Below are 20874 nucleotides of genomic sequence, written 5' to 3' on the forward strand. Positions count from 1 at the left end.
TCATAAATTGACAATTAAACCAAAAATCATAACGAGAAGATAAAAATCTGTAATTGCCGCCTCAGCAAACTGCGTTAACAATTCCCCGGTCTGCAAATGTAATCCATTCTTTAATCCGAATAATCGCCACCCTACAGGTAACAATAATATGAAGATTAAGAACCTTTTACTGACAGTTTGTGCCTCGCTCGTCCTCACCAGCGTGAGCGGCATCGCTAAAGAAGTAAAAATCGGTATGGCCATCGACGACCTGCGCCTTGAGCGCTGGCAGAAAGACCGCGATATTTTTGTTAAGAAAGCCGAATCGCTTGGCGCGAAGGTATTTGTCCAGTCCGCCAACGGCAATGAAGAAACGCAGATGTCGCAAATCGAAAACATGATTAACCGCGGCGTGGATGTGCTGGTTATTATTCCTTACAACGGTCAGGTATTAAGTAACGTGGTCGCTGAGGCGAAACGCGAAGGCATTAAAGTATTAGCCTATGACCGTATGATTAATAACGCAGATATTGATTTTTATATCTCTTTTGATAATGAAAAAGTCGGCGAATTACAGGCGCAGAGCATCGTCGATAAGGTCCCCGCGGGAAATTATTTCTTAATGGGCGGTTCGCCCGTTGATAATAATGCAAAATTATTCCGTGCCGGGCAGATGAAAGTTTTAAAACCCTATATCGATAGCGGAAAAATAAAAGTGGTGGGCGATCAGTGGGCGGACGGCTGGCTGCCGGAAAACGCGCTGAAAATTATGGAAAATGCCCTGACGGCGAACAATAACAAAATTGATGCGGTCGTTGCTTCCAACGACGCCACCGCGGGCGGCGCAATCCAGGCGTTAAGCGCGCAGGGGCTGGCAGGAAAAGTGGCCATCTCCGGCCAGGATGCGGATCTTGCGGGCGTGAAACGCATCATGGCCGGTACGCAAACCATGACGGTCTACAAGCCGATCACCAAACTGGCGAATACCGCCGCTGAAATCGCGGTGGAATTAGGCGAAGGCAAACAGCCAGCCTCCGATGCCTCGCTTAATAACGGCCTGAAAGAGGTTCCATCCCGCCTGCTTACGCCAATCGGAGTGGATAAAACCAATATCGACAGCACCGTAGTGGCTGACGGCTTCCACAAAAAGAGCGAACTCTGACCCATATCGCCCGTAGCCTGCTGCGGGCGGCAACCTTAGACCAGACGGGGGAGGGGTTATGCCTTACTTGCTGGAAATGAAAAACATCACCAAGTCTTTTGGCGCGGTGAAAGCGGTGGACAACGTCAGCCTGTCGGTCAACGCCGGGGAGGTCATGTCGCTATGTGGCGAAAACGGCTCCGGAAAATCGACGCTGATGAAAGTGCTGTGCGGCATCTATCCCTGGGGCAGCTATGAGGGTGAAATCTGGTTTGCGGGTGAAAAACTGCAGGCAGGCCACATTCGCGACACCGAACGTAAAGGCATCGCTATTATTCACCAGGAGCTGGCGCTGGTGAAGCACCTCACCATTCTGGAGAATATTTTCCTCGGTGCTGAGATATCGCGCCGCGGCGTGCTGGACTACGACAGCATGACGATTCGCTGCCAGAAACTGCTGGCGCAGGTGAGCCTGAATATCTCGCCGGATACGCGGGTGGGCGATCTGGGGCTTGGGCAACAGCAGCTGGTTGAGATAGCAAAAGCGCTGAACAAACAGGTGCGGCTGCTGGTTCTGGATGAGCCAACGGCCTCTCTCACCGAGCAAGAGACGGCGGTGCTGCTGGGGATCATTCGCGATCTGCAGGATCACGGCATCGCCTGCATCTATATCTCTCACAAGCTTAATGAAGTAAAAGCCATCTCCGATTCCATCTGCGTTATCCGCGACGGACAGCCCGTCGGCACGCGCGATGCCGAACAGATGAGCGAAGATGACATCATCACCATGATGGTGGGCCGCGAGCTTACGGCGCTCTATCCGAGTGAGCCGCATCAGACGGGCGAGGAGATCCTGCGCGTCGAGCATCTCACCGCCTGGCATCCGGTTAACCGGCATATTAAACGCGTCAACGATATTTCGTTTTCCCTGCGCAAAGGGGAAATTCTCGGCATCGCCGGGCTGGTGGGCGCCGGTCGTACCGAAGCCGTGCAGTGTCTGTTCGGCGTCTGGCCCGGCAAATCGGAAGGTGAGATTTTTATCGACAACAAACCGGTAAAAATTACCAGCTGCCAGCAGGCTATCGCCCAGGGTATCGCCATGGTGCCGGAAGATCGTAAAAGAGACGGTATCGTGCCGGTGATGGCGGTGGGGCAGAACATCACGCTGGCGTCGCTCGGTCAGTTCTCCGGGGCGTTAACCAGCCTGGACGATGCCGCGGAGCAGCACTGTATTTTACGGTCTATTCAGCGGCTGAAGGTCAAAACGTCGTCGCCGGGGCTGGCGATTGGCCGTCTGAGCGGAGGCAACCAGCAAAAGGCGATTCTCGCCCGCTGCCTGCTGCTTAATCCGCGCATCCTCATTCTTGATGAGCCGACGCGCGGCATTGATATCGGCGCCAAATACGAAATCTACAAGCTTATTAATCAACTGGTACAACAAGGGATTGCCGTGATGGTTATCTCCTCTGAACTGTCTGAAGTGCTGGGTCTGAGCGACCGGATACTGGTGATGCACGAGGGGCGTATCAAAGCCAACCTGATTAACCACAACCTGACGCAGGAGCAGGTCATGGAAGCAGCACTGAGGAGTGAACATCATGTCGAAAAGCAACCCGTCTGAAATAAAACTTGCCCCGCCGCTTGCCTCTCCCGTCTGGAGCCTGAAGGCGCTGAATCTGCAGGTTTTTGTCATGATTGCCGCTATTGTAGCGATCGTATTGTTTTTTACCTGGATGACGGACGGCGCATATATGAGCGCGCGAAACGTTTCCAACCTGCTGCGCCAGACGGCCATCACCGGGATCCTGGCGGTGGGCATGGTGTTTGTGATTATCTCTGCGGAAATTGACCTCTCCGTCGGCTCCATGATGGGGCTGCTGGGCGGCGTGGCGGCGATTTTCGATGTCTGGCTGGGCTGGCCGCTGCCGCTGACCATTGTCGTTACGCTCGCGCTCGGCCTGGTGCTTGGCGCCTGGAACGGCTGGTGGGTAGCCTATCGCAAAGTGCCGTCGTTTATCGTGACGCTTGCGGGCATGCTCGCGTTTCGCGGCGTGCTGATCGGTATCACCAATGGCACAACGGTTTCACCCACAAGCGCGGCCATGTCGCAAATTGGCCAAAGCTATCTGCCGGATGGCATCGGTTTTGGCGTCGGCGCGCTAGGGCTGATGGCGTTTGTGGCCTGGCAATGGCGGCTGCGCGTGCGTCGGCAGGCGCTTGGCCTGGCAACGCCTGCTTCAACGGGCGTTGTCGGGCGGCAAGGGATAACCGCTATCATCGTGCTGGGAGCAATCTGGCTGCTGAATGATTACCGCGGCGTCCCTACGCCGGTGCTGATCCTGACGCTGCTGTTGCTCGCCGGGATGTTTATGGCGACCCGCACCGCGTTTGGTCGACGCATTTATGCTATTGGCGGCAATATCGAAGCGGCGCGCCTTTCTGGTATTAACGTGGAGCGCACCAAACTTGCCGTATTTGCCATTAACGGACTGATGGTCGCCATTGCCGGGTTGATTCTTAGTTCGCGCCTGGGAGCCGGTTCTCCTTCCGCCGGGAATATTGCCGAGCTGGACGCCATCGCCGCGTGCGTTATTGGCGGCACCAGCCTTGCGGGCGGCATCGGCAGCGTGGCTGGAGCGGTGATGGGCGCCTTTATTATGGCTTCGCTCGATAACGGCATGAGCATGATGGACGTGCCGACGTTCTGGCAGTACATCGTTAAAGGGGCCATTTTGCTGTTAGCGGTATGGATGGACTCGGCAACAAAACGCCGGGCGTAAGAATGTGCAAGCGATCACATTGCCGGGGCAAGGTTCCCCGGCTTTGCCGTGGCTATGGTATTCAAATACAAAGTGATTTTGGGAATCTTTCGCATGTTTGAGAAACGTCACCGCATTACGTTGTTATTCAATGCCAATAAAGCCTACGACCGCCAGGTCGTTGAGGGCGTGGGCGAATATTTGCAGGCGTCTCAATCAGAGTGGGACATCTTTATCGAAGAGGATTTTCGCGCCCGTATCGACAACATCAAGGAGTGGCTGGGGGACGGGGTGATTGCGGATTTCGACGATACGGAAATCGAAAGGCTGCTTAAGGGAGCCGATGTGCCGATCGTCGGCGTGGGCGGGTCGTACCATCGGCCGGAGCATTATCCGCCGGTGCACTATATCGCCACGGATAACTATGCTCTTGTGCAGAGCGCGTTTTTACATCTGAAGGAAAAGGGCGTGCAGCGTTTTGCTTTTTACGGCCTGCCCGGCTCCAGCAATAAACGCTGGGCGGTGGAGCGCGAGCACGCCTTCCGCGAGCTGGTGGCGGAAGAGAAATACCGTGGCGTGGTGTATCAGGGGATCGAGACCGCTCCGGAAAACTGGCAGCATGCGCAAAACAGGCTGGCCGACTGGGTGCAAACTTTGCCGCCGCAGACGGGAATTATTGCCGTAACCGACGCGAGGGCCCGCCATCTTCTGCAGGTCTGCGAGCATCTGCATATTCCGGTGCCGGAAAAGCTGTGCGTAATCGGTATCGATAACGAAGAGCTGACGCGCTACCTGTCCCGCGTTGCGCTGTCATCCGTGGCGCAGGGCACGCGGCAAATGGGCTATCAGGCGGCCAAGCTGCTGCACCGTCTGCTGGATAACGAAGCGCTACTGCTGCAACGTGTTCTGGTGCCGCCGGTGCGCGTGGTGGAAAGGCGCTCAACGGATTACCGTTCCCTGCACGATCCGGCGGTAATCCAGGCGATGCACTACATCCGCAACCATGCCTGCAAGGGCATTAAGGTGGAGCAGGTGCTGGATGCGGTAGGCATTTCACGCTCCAATCTTGAAAAGCGCTTTAAGGAAGAGGTGGGGGAAACCATCCATGCGGTTATCCACGCGGAAAAGCTGGAGAAGGCGCGCAGCCTGCTGGTCTCTACCTCATTGTCGATAAACGAAATCTCGCAGATGTGCGGTTACCCTTCGCTGCAGTATTTCTATTCGGTATTTAAAAAAGAGTACGATGCTACGCCAAAAGAGCACCGTGAACGCTACAGCGAGATCCTGGTTTAATGAAAAAAAACGCCTTCAGATTGAAGGCGTGCAATGTTTTTATTTAACTTTGTTTTAATGACGCTGTTTTAATTATTTAATTCGCCAGCATAAAGCGCTGATTGCTCTGATACATCGCAAACAGATAATTGTTATAGCTCTTACCTTTCGTCGAATACCCTTTCAGCTTATGAATCATGTTGCTGGCCGTAACTTCCTGATCGGCTTTACGCAGCTGCGCGCGCGATTTACGGAAAGATTTATAAGCCGGGTGCGTGTTCAGGTTGAAGACGTAAGCGTTAACCCCTTCCTTCACAGAATCGTAGTGCTGATAGCCTTTCACCTTACCGGAGCCGCTGTTGCAGTGACGTTTGCTGCACTTCATGCCGAACAGGTTGTTATTGCTGCGGGCGAGCTTAGAGGTGCCCCAGCCGCTTTCAGCCGCCGCCATCGTCGCCACCATATTGGTTGGGATGATGTCGACTTTTTCCATCAGCTGGTTCCAGGGAATACGTTTAGTGTTGCCGTTCCACGCAATTTTATAACGCTGAGTAATACTTTTCAGACGCGTGCGCTCAGACGGCGACCAGCGCTGTTCGTACTGCCGGGCAACAAGCCAGTTACGATCGGCGGCAATCGCAGCATTTTGACTGGTAATATATGGCATGACCGTCCGGAGAAACGCTTTTTTCCTTGGTGTTCCGGAAGGGTATTTTCGCAAATCAGGGAGAGATGCCAGTTCACTATTGCGAGAATACTCTTTTTTACTACTTGCCAGTTTCTTACTTGCTGTCTTTTTGCTGTGTAACGTCGTGCTTTTTGTTTTAACCGTTTTAGCATTAACGGCGTGGGCTTTATGCGATTTTGGCTCATGTGTACTTGCTATTACCCCAGCTGAAAAACTGAAGGTCAGTAACATAATTATCGCAGCCCCAAATCGTCGGATTGGGGTTGATATCATTGGATCTCCTGGGCGGATCGATGCGTCTCGTGTGCCTTAATTGTCAAAGGAATCGATTAAAGTAAACGCGAATGCTACCAAAAATATGCTTCCAGGGCACCTAAAGAAATAATCCGATTCTGAAACGATGTCACGTACGATTTTCTTATGCCGGCGAAAAGTATCGTGATATGCGAGAGTTATCGCATATTTTGGCAAAATGATACTTCGATCACTCACCCTCCTTTCTCATCCCTCTCAGCACCCTCCCGGGGATGAATAACGCCAGTGAAAACAATGTCACACTGGTTAAAAGATGCCCAAGGATAAAAAAAATGAAAAAAATTCCTCTGCTGTTTTTACTCTTCCCGGGACTCGCGCTGGCAAACTGGTCGGCAACGGGTCTGAACGCTTTTAAAGAACAAAGACCTGGCCTGTTTGTGAGCGAGTCTGAGCTTGCGAAAGGAACTCTGCCGCTAAGTTTTAAGCAGGACCAGACCTGCTGGCAGCCCGCTGAAACCATCAGGCTCAATCAGATGCTCTCGCTTAAGCACTGTGAAGGCGAAGCCCCGCAGTGGAAGCTTTTCCGCGAAGGGAAGTATCAGGCGCAAATCGATATGCGCAGCGGCACGCCGACGCTTATGCTGAGCGTGCAAAGCACCGCGGCGGCCGCGCCTGTCGATGTGACTCGTCAGTGTCCGAAATGGGATGGCAAGCCGCTGACCGTAGAGGTAAGCAAAACCTTCCCGGAAGGCAGTGAAGTGCGCGATTTTTACAGCGGACAAACGGCGACGGTTAAGCAGGGGCGGATAACCATGATGCCTGCGGCAAACAGCAACGGTTTACTGCTGCTTGAAAGCGCGGCCACAGAAAAAGCCGCGCCGTTTAGCTGGCATAACGCGACGGTTTATTTTGTCTTGACCGACCGCTTTGAGAACGGCAATCCCGCCAACGACGGCAGCTACGGACGCCACAAAGACGGCATGCAAGAGATAGCCACCTTCCACGGCGGCGATCTGGCAGGCTTAACCGGCAAACTCGACTATCTGCAAAATCTCGGCGTCAACGCGTTGTGGATTAGCTCCCCGCTGGAACAAATTCACGGCTGGGTCGGCGGCGGCACGAAAGGGGATTTCCCGCACTACGCCTATCACGGCTACTACACCATGGACTGGACGAGGCTCGACGCCAACATGGGTACCGAAGAGGATCTGCGCAGGCTGGTGGACGAAGCCCACAGGCGCGGAATCCGCATCCTGTTTGATATCGTCATGAACCACGCCGGCTACGCGACGCTTGCGGATATGCAGGAATACCAGTTTGGCGCGCTGTACCTCAAAGGCGACGAGCTGAGCAAGACGCTCGGTAAAAACTGGACCGACTGGAAACCCGGTCCCGGCCAGAGCTGGCACACCTTTAATGACTACATCAACTTCAGCGATAAAACGGCCTGGCAAAGCTGGTGGGGCAAGAACTGGATCCGTACGGATATCGGCGATTATGACAATCCAGGTTTTGACGATCTCACCATGTCGCTTGCCTTCCTGCCGGATTTGAAAACCGAGTCCACTCAGGCCGCCGGCCTGCCGGTGTTCTATCGCCACAAGCCGGACACCAACGCCAAAGAAATCGCCGGCTATACGGTGCGCGACTACATGACGCACTGGCTTAGCCAGTGGGTGCGCGATTACGGCATTGACGGCTTCCGTGTCGATACGGCTAAACACGTTGAAAAAGACGCCTGGAAGCAGCTAAAAGCGCAGTCGGTAGAGGCGCTGGCCGCCTGGAAAAAAGCTAATCCGGATAAAAAACTGGATGATGCGCCGTTCTGGATGACGGGCGAGTCCTGGGGCCACGGCGTGATGAAAAGCGATTATTACAGCAGCGGTTTTGACGCGATGATCAACTTTGATTACCAGGAGGAGGCCGCAAAAGCCGTCGACTGCCTGTCGAACATCGATCTCACCTGGCAGCAGATGGCCGAAAAATTGCAGAGCTTCAACGTGCTTAGCTACCTTTCCTCGCATGACACGCGCCTGTTCCGTGAAGGCGGACAGCGGGCGGCGGAACTTCTGTTGCTGGCTCCCGGTGCGGTGCAGATTTACTACGGCGATGAAACGGAGCGCCCGTTTGGCCCGACAGGTTCCGATCCGCTGCAGGGTACCCGTTCCGATATGAACTGGGGTCAGAACCCCGCGACGCTCGCGCACTGGGAAAAAATCAGCCAGTTCCGCGCCCGTCACCCGGCCGTTGGCGCGGGAACGCAAATTACGCTGAGCATGAAAGAGGGCTATGGCTTTAGCCGCCAGAGCGGTGATGACAAAGTGATGGTAGTCTGGGCGGGAAACCCTTAACGCTGCGGATGGCGCGCTGCTTCTCCCTGAATATGACGTTCGTAGGGTGGACAAGCGCCCGCCGTTTTCTCAGCCACGGCCTGGAATTTAATGCTATTTATTTTGCTATGGTCAGCATATTGTCGATTACAGGCTGGCCATAATGCGTTTGCACCGCGTCATCTACGGCGCTATGGTTAGCCTCTTTTTGATAGTAAGCGACAGATCTACGTTATGACGTTTTCACTTTTCGGCGACAAATTTACCCGCCATGCAGGCATTACGCGCCTGATGGAGGACCTCAACGACGGTTTACGCACGCCGGGTGCCATTATGCTCGGCGGCGGTAACCCGGCACAGATACCCGCGATGAACGAATATTTTCAGAACCTGCTGGCAGATATGCTGGCGAGCGGGAAAATAGCTGACGCGCTGTGCAATTACGACGGTCCGCAGGGGAAAAGTGAGTTACTCGACGCGCTTGCCGCTATGCTCCGCACCGAATTAGGCTGGGATATTGAACCGCAGAATATTGCGCTGACAAACGGCAGTCAGAGCGCATTTTTCTACTTGTTTAACCTGTTTGCCGGTCGCCATGCGGACGGCAGCACTAAAAAAGTGCTTTTCCCGTTGGCGCCTGAATATATCGGCTACGGTGATTCCGGGCTCGAAGAAGATCTGTTCGTCTCGGCACGGCCGAACATCGAACTGCTGCCGGAAGGCCAGTTCAAATACCACGTCGATTTCGAACATCTGCACATCGGTGAAGACACGGGGATGATTTGCGTCTCGCGTCCGACTAACCCGACGGGCAACGTCATCACCGATGAAGAGCTGATTAAACTTGATGCGCTGGCGCACCAGCACGGCATCCCGCTGGTGATTGATAACGCTTACGGCGTGCCGTTCCCGGGCATTATTTTCAGCGAAGCGCGTCCGCTGTGGAACCCGAACATCGTGCTGTGCATGAGCCTGTCGAAGCTCGGCCTGCCGGGCAGCCGCTGCGGCATTATTATCGCCAGTGAAAAAATCATCTCCGCTATCAGCAATATGAACGGCATTATCAGCCTGGCGCCGGGCGGTATTGGGCCTGCGATGGCGGCGGAGATGATCAAACGCAACGATCTGCTGCGCCTGTCTGAAACCGTCATCAAACCCTTCTATTACCAGCGCGTGCAGGAAACTATCGCGGTGATTCGCCGCTATTTGTCGCCGGAGCGCTGCCTGATCCATAAGCCGGAAGGGGCGATTTTCCTCTGGCTGTGGTTTAAGGATTTGCCGATAACGACTGAACTGCTTTATCAGCGCCTGAAAAAGCGCGGCGTGCTGATGGTGCCGGGCGACTACTTCTTCCCGGGGCTGGATAAACCCTGGCCGCATACGCATCAGTGCATGCGCATGAACTACGTGCCGGAGCCGGAAAAAATCGAGGCGGGCGTGAAAATTCTGGCCGAAGAGATTGAACGAGCCTGGGCCCAGGCGTAGCAGCGACAGCGAAGCCTTCTCCCGCCGGGGGAAGGCTAACAGATTTAACCTTACATTTTCTATCAGGTACCAACCATGGCTATTATCCCGAAAAACTATACGCGGCTGGAAAGCGGCTACCGCGAGAAAGCGCTGAAACTCTTTCCGTGGGTTTGCGGGCGCTGCTCCCGCGAGTTCGTCTATTCAAACCTGCGCGAGCTTACCGTCCATCATATGGATCACGACCATACCAACAATCCGGAAGACGGCAGTAACTGGGAGCTGCTGTGCCTGTACTGCCATGACCATGAGCATTCAAAATACACCGAAGCGGCTCAGTACGGCTCAACGGTAGTAGCCGGTGAAGATGCGCAGAAAGATGTCGGCGAAGCGACGTACAATCCTTTTGCGGATTTGAAGGCGATGCTGAATAAGAAGTAGCCCAGCTCGCCCTCGATAATTTTTTAGCCGTTCGACGCCACGGGGCGGCGTGCTTGCCTTTGCCCGACCTCTTCCGAAACCCGGAATACCGACACAGCTTTCTCGAGCTGCAGGGCCTGATTTTCAAGGGAACCCGCGGCTGCGGACGACTCTTCTACCAGGGCCGCGTTTTGCTGGGTCGTCGCATCCATTTCAGCCATGGCCTGGGCGATTTGCGAGATGCCGCGGCTTTGCTCCTCCGTTGCTACCGCAATCTCGCCCATAATATTGCGCAGCTCGGTTACCGAAGATTCAATGTCCGCCATGGTTACGCCCGCTCCTTCCACCAGGCAGAAGCCGTTATCGACCCAGGTCGCGGATTCGTGGATTAAGCTTTCAATTTCTTTCGCTGACTGCGCGCTACGTTGCGCAAGATTACGGACTTCCCCGGCCACAACCGCAAAACCTTTACCCTGATCCCCGGCTCTTGCCGCTTCCACCGCTGCGTTCAGCGCCAGAATATTGGTCTGGAAAGCGATGCTGTTAATGACGGTGGTAATCTCAGAGATCCGCTGCGAGCTGCTGCGCACATTTTTCATCGTCTCAATGACGTTCTGTGAAATCTGGTTGCCTTCAGTGGCTTTTTGCGCGGCTGTTTCAGCAAGCTGGCGGGCATGCTTTGCGTTTTGGGCATTCAGCGCGACGGTGGAGGTCAGCTCTTCTATGCTTGAGGCGGTCTCGATAACTGCGGCCGACTGTTGTTCGGTACGTGATGCCAGGTCCATGTTACCGGCGGCAATTTCGGCGGAAGAGCGGGACACGCTCTCCACGCCCTGCCGAACGTTCTGAATAATGCCTTTCAGGCTACCGTTCATGGAGGATACGGCCTGCATCAGCAGTCCTGGCTCATCCTGGCGATCGCTGTCAAGCGTACTGGTGAGGTCGCCTCTTGCAATCCGCCCGGCCATTTTTAACGTTTCGTTCAGCGGATGGGTAATGGAGCGGGTAATCTGCCAGGCAAAGAGCATGGCCAGTATCGTCCCAATCAGCGCAACGTAACCCATTTGCCGGGCAGAACTGGCAACCGTGCTCTTAACGGTCTGTTGTTCAAGAAGGAAAAGCGCATTAACCGCGCTGGTTAATTCCCGGGCTTTAATCGTTAACTGTTCCGATAAGCGTTCCTGCTCCAGCCATGAACTGCGGTACGATCCCAGCTCGGCATTGAAGGCGTTCATTTCCTGCAGCGCCGAGGTTAGCCAGGCCTCGTGGTCTGCAGGTAACAGAGCGAGCAGCTGTTGAGCATCGGCTATGCCGTTTGTTAAGCGACTGGCTAAAGCGGTTTGCAACTCCTCGGTGGGGCGCTTTTTGTAGTCCGTTAACATCGTATCGATATCGTTGAGGACAAAAGCGACCTGTGAAGCTTCAACCCGCTGCGCCTGCGCTGTTTGTTCGCTTCGGCTTAACCTGTCCGCCTGCATTGAGGTTTGATATAACGTTTTCGAATTCAGCAGATTTTCATGATACTGGCGCTTTTCCAGCGCAGCCAGAAAAGGGGACATCGCGGCTGCAAAATTTTTGAGCACGGTTTCCGTATCCGTCAGGCTTTTACGGCCGTCCGGCGCCCAGTCCAATAACTCAAGCCGATCAATAGATTTACCTATCTCAGCAAGGGCGCTCTGAATTTGTTCCAGATAGTGCTTATCATCGGTGAACTGATAATTAATCCTGGCAAGGCGGGCGGTGGTGAGGTTGTTAACCATATCGACGCTCAACCCGCTTTTTGCCACTTTATCCTGGATGTTACTGAGGCTCATTAATCCTGATGCCACAATGATTAAGGTTGCCAGAAGGATTAAGCCAAAACCAACGCCGAGTTTGCGGCTGATTTTTAAATTGGAGAAATAATTAAGTAGGTTCATTTTATTATCCAGTGTAGGCGCAAGGCTATCAATTAGCGTCACGTTGTGGGAAATGCATATGTATTTCTTGTTATGTTCAGGTTAAATTTAGTGTCGATTTGTGCGGGTCGGAAGCCGCATTTCCTTATTTAGAAAGAAGTGTTTTTTGCGCGTTAAATAATGAATTGAAGAATGGTTCTGCCATCCATCAATTGAGCTCATAGCGTATATTTTTGCTTTTAAAAAACGAGTGAACTTATGTGAACTATGCTGAAGCGTAGCGTTGTGAATAGCTTTTTTTTAACCTTATAAATATGATTTCTCTTTTTTATTTATCACAACTTATTGATGTTGCTTACTTTTTAATGTGAAGATCATCAGCATTAGCCAAAGCTTACCTGTACTCGCATTGTTGATATTTCGGCAACGTGATTTCCTGCTGAAAATACCGACGCGAAGAAGTTACTTTTATTTAACAGATTTAAAAGGCTTTAATATGCTGACGCGAATGATTGCACACATAAGAGAAATGAATATTTGGTGGCAATCACCGATAAGGTGATAACGTTTTACGGTTATAAATTTCTGCCGACGGGAGCTTTGTTGCTGGCTTGATAATGCTTTCATTCTCTTGAAGCTAAAACCTATTCCGGCAATAGCCAGAGTGGGATGTACGTCCGAACAGCCCTAACGGTTTATCGGCGCTGGACCAGACTCATCCCGCCTGAATAGCGCCGCCAGAAGCGCTGACAGATGTTCCGGATAAACCACTTCGTCAGTGTTTTCAAGCTCAGCCCTGTTCCACCATTTTTGCTGGCTGATAACCCGCCTTTCATTTTCACTCCAGCCGGCATGAGAAATCTCCTCTTCAGAAACGGCTATGAGATAAAAACGCTCATCGGCGATGACCCACTCACCGTCGGGTAACTGCATCGTAAATTCGCGCTTTGCGACACAGAGGCCGCAGTCGTGCCTGACCAGCCCGGTTTCTTCATAAAGCTCGCGAACAGCGGCCTGCGCAAAAGTTTCGCCTTCTTCCACGCCGCCACCCGGCGTTGCCCAGTACGCTCTACCGGCCAGCGCATCGTTTTGGTGTGAAAAGCGAAACAAAAGCACGGCCCTGTCTCTGTTTACCAGCAATAAGCGTGAGGAGGAGCGAATGCGCATCTGGTCTTGTCCTTTTATCTGCAAAATAAGCGATCCTGAAATTTATATATCCCCTGGATATAGCCCATATATTCACGGTGCTTTCTGCATGAAAAATGAATGCATCAGGAGACCATGATGGAAAAAACACCGACTTTAAAAGTAATCGCAGCCAGGCAATACACCTGCCAAAAGCCGTTGCTTTACCTGAAGATGTGAAGCAGGCAGATATTATGGCCGCCGGGAGAGCGCGCATTACCACGCCTGCGGGCGCGTTCCTGGCCTGCGCGTTGAGAACTGGACGGCGCACAATAAAACCCGTTATTAAACGTCGCTCTCAGTCCGAATTAATGTGTTCCTTACAGTACCGCCGCTTCCAGGCCGCGGGCGTCAGACCTACCGATTTGCGAAATATCTGCCGAAAATAGCCCACATCCTGAAAACCGCAGCGCTCTGCCACTTCGCTTAGCGAACATGAATCCGTCAGCAGCAGTTTTTCCGCACTCAGCACGCGCTGCCGATGTATCGCTTCCGTCACGGTAAGATGGAACGCGCGTCGATAAACGCGGCCCAGATAATCTGCATTGCAGTGGAGCTGTCCGGCAAGCGTTGAGGTGGAAATAGCTAAATGATACTGGGTGCGAATAAGCTGCTGCGCTTTGTAGGCTAAGGCAATCCCGCTATTTTCCGTTTGCGGAAGATCGCCTGCGGCGACGGAAAGCTGCTGCATAATCAGCAGCAAAATTAATTCCAGCGCCGCGCTGCGGGTGAGCGACTCCTGCTCGCTTAAAAACTGGCGGAATAAAGAAATAACGTACTGAGGATCGCGGACTTTTCCATGCTGGGGCAGAGATAATAACGAAGCGGGAAAACCACTTTGCTTTTTAGCTTGCGGATGCAGTTCAAAGTGAAGCCAGTAGAATTTTAAATCCTCCGGGAAAGTTCCTACGCCCACGTGCCTGCGATGGGGCCAAAGCAATAAACTTTCCCCGGCGTTGACGCAAAACAGGGTGTCGCTCTCTTTGATCGTAAGCGTCCCTTTTTCGATAAAAATCAACTCCCAGGAATCCAGCTCGCGCTGTGGGTGACTGCCCACACCGCGTGAAATAAACAGCCCGCCGTTCTGCACGCTGACCGGTAAAGAAATAGTTAAATCAAGCATTTAAAAGGTTCTCTTTTCGCTCTTCTTCCAGCATTGTAGATACAATATACGGTGCAGGAACAGGATGAGCCCCGATTGTCGATCTTCTTCACAGTTTTCTCATCAGGTCGGAATCGTCACCTTTTTATACTTTTTCATCGCCTTGTTGATGTCTCAATTGCGTGCAGAATTACTCGGGTACTTTGCAAAGACAAAAATAACAAATCCAGATTCATAAACCCGATGACGCGAGGCTTTAATCATGACCTCTACCCCTATAAATAATACTGATATTGCAACATCGGCTGTAAATGACAAACTCTCGGTCCGTGAGAAAATAGGTTACGGACTGGGTGATGCGGGCGGTACGGTAATTACCTGCCTGATTATGAATTTCCTTACTTTTTTTTATACCGACGTCTTTGGTTTAACCCCGGCGATCGTCGGGACATTATTTATCGCCCTGCGAGTTTTCGACGCTATTTCCGATCCGCTGATGGGCGTTATTGCCGATCGCACGCAAAGCCGCTATGGACGTTTTCGCCCCTGGCAGCTTTGGGTGGCGGTGCCGATTGGCATTATCGGCGTATTAACCTTCACCGTGCCCGATCTCAGCGCCAACATGAAAATTCTCTGGGCGTTCGGGACCTATCTTTTGCTTTCCGTAGGGTATACCGCCATCAACGTGCCTTACTGCGCGCTTATTAACACCATGACCACCCGCCACGATGAAGTGATTTCCTGCCAGTCCTGGCGCTTCGTGCTGTGCGGCGTGGCCGGTTTTTTGGTTTCCGTGGGCCTGCCGTGGCTGGTTGATATTATCGGTCAGGGCAACGCGGCAAAAGGTTACCAGATGGGCGTGGGTATCCTGTGCGCCGTCGCCGTAGTGATGTTTTTGTGCTGTTTCTTCTGGGTTCGCGAACGCGTGCCGCTGGCACTGATGGGCAAATTCACCCTGCGTGAACACCTTGCCGGCCTGCGTAAAAATGACCAGTTATTGCTGAGCCTGGTGATGTCCTTCCTGCTGATAAACGTATTCAACCTGCGCGGCGGCGGCTATATGTATTTCATCACCTATGTGCTGCAGGGGAGCGCGGCCTTCGCCTCGCTGTTCTTCACCATGGTGACGTTCGCCGCCATCCTGGGTGCGGTTATCGTCAATCCGCTCTCCCGCCGCTTTGATACGGTCAAACTCTATTATTATACCAACCTGGTGCTGGCAGTGCTGGCGGTGGGAATGTGGATGCTGCCCGCCGGGCCTGCCTATCAGACGCTGTGGCTTGCGGCGATCCTCGGCAACGGCATTATCCTGGGCTTCACGCTGCCGCTGCACTTCTCCATCATGGCCTTTGCCGATGACTACGGCGAGTGGAAAAGCGGGGTGCGCTCATCGGGCATGAACTTCGCGTTTAACCTGTTCTTTATCAAACTGGCATGGGCCGCCAGCGCAGGCATTCTCAGCCTGGTATTTATCTTCGTGGCCTATCAGCCAGGCCTTGAAAACCAGACCCCGGCATCGCTCTCCGGTATTACCGCGCTGGAAAGCCTGATACCCGCTGTTTTCCACCTGTTACTGGCTCTGGCTATCCGCTGGTGCCGCCTGAATAACCCGATGATGGCGCGTATTGCTACCGACCTGCGCCAGCGTCATGTCCAGAAAGCTTGAGGAGTTGAAATGAATCAGCCAGATGTTTTACAGGAAGTTGACCTGCATAAACTGAAAGTGACCGATGCCTTTTTAGGGCAGTACCAGCGCCTGGTGCGCGACGTGGTGATTCCCTATCAGTGGGATGCGCTCAACGATCGCATTGCAGAGGCCGACCCAAGCCACGCCATCGAAAACTTTGAAATTGCGGCAGGCCGCAAGGACGGCGAGTTTTACGGCATGGTGTTCCAGGACAGCGACGTGGCGAAATGGCTGGAGGCGGTCGCCTGGTCGCTGTGCCAGAAGCCTGATGCAGAGCTTGAGAAAACCGCCGATGAGGTGATTGAGCTGGTGGAAGCGGCGCAGTGTGAAGACGGCTATCTCAACACTTATTTCACCGTCAAGGAGCCGGGACAGCGCTGGACGAACCTTGCTGAATGCCACGAGCTTTACTGCGCCGGGCATATGATTGAGGCGGGGGTGGCTTTCTTCCAGGCGACCGGAAAACGTCGCCTGCTGGAGGTGGTATGCCGCTTTGCCGATCACATCGACAGCGTGTTTGGCCCCGGTGAAAATCAGCTGCATGGCTATCCCGGCCACCCGGAAATCGAGCTGGCGCTGATGCGCCTGTATGAAGTAACGGACAATCCGCGCTACCTGAATCTGGTGAACTACTTTGTTGAGGAGCGTGGCGCCCAGCCGCATTTTTACGATAGCGAATATGAAAAACGCGGTCGCACCTCGCACTGGAATAATTATGGTCCGGCATGGATGGTGAAAGATAAAGCCTACAGTCAGGCGCACGAGCCGCTGGCGTTACAGCCAACGGCCATCGGACACGCGGTGCGCTTTGTTTATCTGCTGGCGGGCGTGGCGCATCTGGCGCGTTTACATAAGGATGAGGAAAAACGCCAGACCTGCCTGCGCCTGTGGGACAACATGGTGCAGCGCCAGATGTACATCACCGGCGGGATTGGTTCGCAGAGCAGCGGCGAGGCGTTCAGCTCGGACTACGATCTGCCGAACGATACGGTGTACGCGGAAAGCTGCGCCTCTATCGGGCTGATGATGTTCGCTCGTCGCATGCTGCAGATGGAGGCGGACAGCCGTTTTGCCGACGTCATGGAGCGCGCTTTGTATAACACGGTGCTCGGTGGTATGGCGCTGGACGGCAAGCATTTCTTCTATGTTAATCCGCTGGAAGTGCATCCTAAATCGTTGGCGTTTAATCATATTTACGATCACGTCAAGCCGGTCCGCCAGCGCTGGTTCGGCTGCGCCTGCTGCCCGCCGAATATTGCCCGCGTGCTGACCTCGCTCGGCCACTATATTTACACTCCGCAGCCGGATGCGCTCTATGTCCACCTGTATGTGGGCAATGAAATGGAAGTGGCGGTGGGCGATAAAGCGCTGCGCCTTAACATCAGCGGCAACTATCCGTGGCAGGAGCAGGTAGAAATTAGCGTGGCTTCGCCTGAGCCGGTGCAGCACACCATTGCGCTACGCCTGCCGGACTGGTGCGATAATCCCCACGTGGCGCTCAACGGTGAAACCTGCGAGGGGGAAATTCGCAAAGGGTATCTGCATCTGCATCGCATCTGGCAGGAGGGCGACCGCATTGCGCTGACGCTTCCGATGCCGGTGCGTCGGGTATATGGCAACCCGCTGCTGCGCCACGTCGCGGGTAAAGTCGCCCTGCAGCGCGGGCCGCTGGTCTATTGTCTGGAAGAGGCGGATAACGGCGCGGAGCTGCATAATCTTTCTTTGCCGAAAGAGAGCACCTTCAGCCTGATTCAGGGCAAAGGGATCTTCGCGCATAAGGTTTTGATTCAGGCCGACGGGGTTCGCATGCAAAGCCCGCAGGCTGAACAGCAGGCGCTCTATCACTATGATCAATCGCCGGTTACCGCCGCACCGCAGAAGCTCACCTTCATCCCGTGGTTTAGCTGGGCGAATCGTGGGGAAGGGGAAATGCGAATCTGGGTGGATGCGCAGTAGCGTAGCGCGGCAGAGATCCCATTCTGGCGATAGCCAGAATGGGATCTATTTCAGAACAGCCCCAACGGTTTATCGGAATAGCTCACCAGCAGGCACTTGGTCTGTTGGTAGTGCTCCAGCATCATCTTATGGGTTTCACGCCCGATGCCGGACTGTTTGTAACCGCCAAAGGCCGCGTGGGCCGGGTAGGCGTGATAGCAGTTGGTCCAGACGCGTCCCGCCTGAATGCCGCGGCCCATTTTGTACGCCAGGTTACCGTTGCGGCTCCAGACGCCCGCGCCCAGGCCGTATTCCGTATCGTTCGCCAGCTCCAGCGCTTCTTCCATGGTTTTAAAGGTGGTCACGGCCAGCACCGGGCCAAAGATCTCTTCCTGGAAAACGCGCATGTTGTTTTTACCAAACAGGATCGTAGGCTCCAGGTAATAACCGGCTTGTAGATCGCCTTCAAACGCTTTACGACGCCCGCCGGTCAGCACGTCTGCCCCTTCTTTTTTACCGATATCGATATAGTTAAGAATGGTTTCCATCTGGCCCTGGGAAACCTGGGCGCCCATTTGCGTGCTGGCGTCGAGCGGGTTGCCGCTGCGGATGGATTCCACGCGGCGAATGGCGCGCTCCATAAAGCGCTCATAGATGGATTCCTGCACCAGCGCGCGGCTCGGGCAGGTGCAGACTTCGCCCTGGTTAAAGGCGAACAGCGCAAAGCCTTCCAGCGCCTTATCAAAGAACGCGTCCTCTTCATCCATCACGTCGGCAAAGAAAATGTTCGGGGATTTGCCGCCCAGCTCCAGCGTGACCGGAATAATATTCTGCGTCGCATACTGCATGATTTGCTGGCCCACTTCGGTGGAGCCGGTAAAGGCAACTTTGGCAATACGTTTTGAGGTCGCCAGGTATTCGCCGATTTCACCGCCTGCACCGTTTACCACGTTGATAACGCCCGGCGGCAGCAGGTCGCCGACCAGCTCCATCAGCAGCAGCACGGATAGCGGCGTCAGACGCGCCGGTTTAAGCACGATGCAGTTACCTGCGGCCAGCGCCGGCGCCATTTTCCAGCTCGCCATCAGCAGCGGGAAGTTCCACGGGATGATCTGGGCGACAACGCCCAGCGGCTCGTGGAAGTGATACGCCACGGTTTCACCGTCAACTTCGCTGATCCCGCCCTCTTGCGCACGTATACAGGAGGCGAAATAGCGGAAGTGGTCGATGGCCAGCGGCACGTCGGCGGCGGTGGTTTCACGGATAGGCTTGCCGTTATCCCAAGTTTCGGCCGCGGCGAGCAGGTCGATGTTCTGCTCCATGCGATCGGCGATTTTTAGCAGGATATTCGCTCTTTCCTGCACGGACATGCCGCCCCAGCCCGCTTTCGCCTCGTGGGCGGCGTCGAGCGCCAGGTCGATATCGCCTTTGCTGGAGCTGGCAATTTCACACAAAGGCTGGCCGGTGACCGGGGTGAGGTTTGCATAATAGTTGCCGTCTACTGGCGCCACCCACTCGCCGCCAATATAGTTGTCGTAACGCGGTTTCAGCTTCAGCGGGAAGCCATATTCGCCGGGGATTATTCGGGTATCGGGAGGGTTAGTTGTCATGGTGTTCTCCTTGTCGCGGTTGCCTATCAAGATTAGACGCCGGCGGTGATTTCTTCGCCAGTGTTTGAAGGGTTTACGACGCGGCTCACGGATTAAATTTTTTTGATTCAGAGTATTCAGCCAGCAGGTTAACTGATTTGATTCATACTAAAAGATTACCTTTTTCCCGTTTCGTCACAAGGATTGCTCATGCGCCTGTTTATTAGTTTTGATGTAGGCGGTACCCATGTAAAACATGGTCTTTTTACCGAAGAGGGGGAGGTGCTGATCGCTGAAGAATATGATACCCACTACGACCGCCAGCTTTTTCTTAGCGCCTGGCAAAGCGTGGTGGCGGGCTACCGGCAGCATAATGAGATCGCCGGTATCGCCATCAGTTTCCCGGGATATATCAATCCGCATACCGGGCAGGTACCCAAGGCGGGATCGCTGACGTTTCTGGACGGCTGCAACCTGCTGGAGATGTTTGGCGAGCTGACCGATTTGCCGCTCACCGTCGAAAACGATGCCAACTGTGCCGCGCTCGGTGAGATGTGGCTGGGCGCAGGCCACGATTATGATTCGCTGGTGTGTGTGACCATAGGTACGGGTATCGGCGGCGGCATTATCGTTAATCGTGAACTCATGCGCGGCTCGCACTTCCGCGCCGGGGAGTTCGGCGTGCTGCCCGTGGGGCAATACGGCGAAGATATGCACCAGCTGGCCTCCGCCAAAGGGCTGATGGACGCCTGCCGCAGGGAGATGAATATCCCGGCGGATGAGAAAATTCACGGCCAGGATATTTTTGCCCGCGCCGAGACGGATTTACATATTCAGGGCGTGATTGATAACTGGGTGAAATATCTGGCGCGCGGGATTTATAGCGTGGTGTCGCTGTTCGATCCGCAGGCGATTCTGCTCGGCGGCGGCGTCAGCACGCAGCCGATGCTGTACCCGATGCTGGAACGCCATCTTGAAGGATTTAAGTTCTGGGACGTGCTGAAGGTGCCGATTCGTCCCTGTAAGCTCGGTAATAAAGCCGGCATGCTGGGCGCGGTCTGGCTGGCTAAGCAGAAGGAATGATGGGGATTGTGTCGGAGGGCGCTGGCGCTTATCCGACCTGCGTGAGTCCGGGAGTTCTGGCTGTGGGTTTGGTAGGATGGGTAAGCG

15 protein-coding genes and 1 pseudogene are annotated in these 20874 nt (G+C 54.1%); 11 read left to right on the plus strand and 5 right to left on the minus strand.

Going from position 1 to position 20874, the window contains the following annotated elements:
- Positions 1–148: 148 nt before the first annotated feature.
- The 4 genes from xylF to xylR all read left to right on the plus strand — a co-directional run bounded on the left by xylF (position 149) and on the right by xylR (position 5172).
- The gene (gene xylF / locus WLO31_RS00495) at positions 149–1141 is read left to right on the plus strand and encodes a D-xylose ABC transporter substrate-binding protein (RefSeq protein WP_435928533.1); all 993 of its coding nucleotides are present in this window, start codon (positions 149–151) and stop codon (positions 1139–1141) included.
- Between the two features lie 58 nt (positions 1142–1199).
- Entirely contained in the window at positions 1200–2741 is a 1542-nt protein-coding gene (locus WLO31_RS00500; protein WP_435928534.1) for a xylose ABC transporter ATP-binding protein, read from the plus strand.
- Positions 2719–3900: a xylose ABC transporter permease XylH gene (xylH, locus tag WLO31_RS00505; RefSeq protein WP_435928535.1), complete on the plus strand. Its 1182-nt coding sequence runs from the start codon at positions 2719–2721 to the stop codon at positions 3898–3900. The genes WLO31_RS00500 and xylH overlap by 23 nt, the downstream gene beginning before the upstream one ends.
- A 93-nt stretch (positions 3901–3993) precedes the next feature.
- Positions 3994–5172: a D-xylose utilization transcriptional activator XylR gene (xylR, locus tag WLO31_RS00510; RefSeq protein ID WP_435928536.1), complete on the plus strand. Its 1179-nt coding sequence runs from the start codon at positions 3994–3996 to the stop codon at positions 5170–5172.
- Between the two features lie 76 nt (positions 5173–5248).
- Here xylR and WLO31_RS00515 read toward each other — a convergent pair whose 3' ends face one another.
- A complete protein-coding gene (locus WLO31_RS00515) occupies positions 5249–6112 on the minus strand; it encodes a protein bax (RefSeq protein ID WP_435928537.1) in 864 nt (287 codons plus the stop codon).
- 314 nt (positions 6113–6426) lie between these two features.
- Between WLO31_RS00515 and WLO31_RS00520 the strand changes: the two genes are divergently transcribed.
- From WLO31_RS00520 to yajD, 3 genes are all read left to right on the plus strand, one after another.
- Positions 6427–8445: an alpha-amylase gene (locus WLO31_RS00520; RefSeq protein ID WP_435928538.1), complete on the plus strand. Its 2019-nt coding sequence runs from the start codon at positions 6427–6429 to the stop codon at positions 8443–8445.
- A gap of 213 nt (positions 8446–8658) precedes the next feature.
- A complete protein-coding gene (gene avtA, locus WLO31_RS00525; protein WP_435928539.1) occupies positions 8659–9909 on the plus strand; it encodes a valine--pyruvate transaminase in 1251 nt (416 codons plus the stop codon).
- 75 nt (positions 9910–9984) lie between these two features.
- Complete coding sequence (gene yajD, locus WLO31_RS00530) at positions 9985–10329, plus strand: HNH nuclease YajD (RefSeq protein ID WP_435928541.1); 345 nt, start codon at positions 9985–9987, stop codon at positions 10327–10329.
- Between the two features lie 23 nt (positions 10330–10352).
- Here yajD and WLO31_RS00535 read toward each other — a convergent pair whose 3' ends face one another.
- Positions 10353–12227 (minus strand): methyl-accepting chemotaxis protein, encoded by a 1875-nt coding sequence (locus WLO31_RS00535; protein ID WP_435928542.1) that lies wholly within the window; start codon positions 12225–12227, stop codon positions 10353–10355.
- A gap of 666 nt (positions 12228–12893) precedes the next feature.
- A complete protein-coding gene (locus WLO31_RS00540) occupies positions 12894–13373 on the minus strand; it encodes an NUDIX hydrolase (protein WP_435928543.1) in 480 nt (159 codons plus the stop codon).
- Between the two features lie 95 nt (positions 13374–13468).
- On the opposite strand from WLO31_RS00540, the pseudogene WLO31_RS00545 reads away from it, so the two are divergent.
- A pseudogene (locus WLO31_RS00545) lies at positions 13469–13624 on the plus strand (hypothetical protein); the annotation flags it as partial.
- 65 nt (positions 13625–13689) lie between these two features.
- Here WLO31_RS00545 and WLO31_RS00550 read toward each other — a convergent pair.
- Positions 13690–14514, minus strand: coding sequence for a helix-turn-helix domain-containing protein (locus WLO31_RS00550; RefSeq protein ID WP_435928544.1), 825 nt, complete (start codon positions 14512–14514; stop codon positions 13690–13692).
- Positions 14515–14755: 241 nt separating this feature from the next.
- Here WLO31_RS00550 and WLO31_RS00555 point away from each other — a divergent pair, with 241 nt between their 5' ends.
- Both WLO31_RS00555 and WLO31_RS00560 read left to right on the plus strand, forming a co-directional pair.
- On the plus strand, positions 14756–16159 hold the full coding sequence (locus WLO31_RS00555) for an MFS transporter (RefSeq protein ID WP_435928545.1): 1404 nt from the start codon (positions 14756–14758) through the stop codon (positions 16157–16159).
- A gap of 9 nt (positions 16160–16168) precedes the next feature.
- Positions 16169–18136 carry a glycoside hydrolase family 127 protein gene (locus WLO31_RS00560; RefSeq protein ID WP_435928546.1) on the plus strand — a complete coding sequence of 656 codons (1968 nt, stop codon included), beginning with the start codon at positions 16169–16171 and terminating at the stop codon, positions 18134–18136.
- Positions 18137–18186: 50 nt separating this feature from the next.
- On the opposite strand, the gene exaC is transcribed toward WLO31_RS00560, so the two are convergent.
- A complete protein-coding gene (gene exaC / locus WLO31_RS00565; protein WP_435928548.1) occupies positions 18187–19725 on the minus strand; it encodes an acetaldehyde dehydrogenase ExaC in 1539 nt (512 codons plus the stop codon).
- A 189-nt stretch (positions 19726–19914) separates the two neighbouring features.
- Between exaC and WLO31_RS00570 the strand changes: the two genes are divergently transcribed.
- Positions 19915–20787, plus strand: coding sequence for an ROK family protein (locus WLO31_RS00570; RefSeq protein ID WP_435928549.1), 873 nt, complete (start codon positions 19915–19917; stop codon positions 20785–20787).
- Positions 20788–20874: the final 87 nt, after the last annotated feature.

This window comes from Dryocola sharpae, assembly GCF_051307055.1.
GTDB lineage: Bacteria > Pseudomonadota > Gammaproteobacteria > Enterobacterales > Enterobacteriaceae > Dryocola.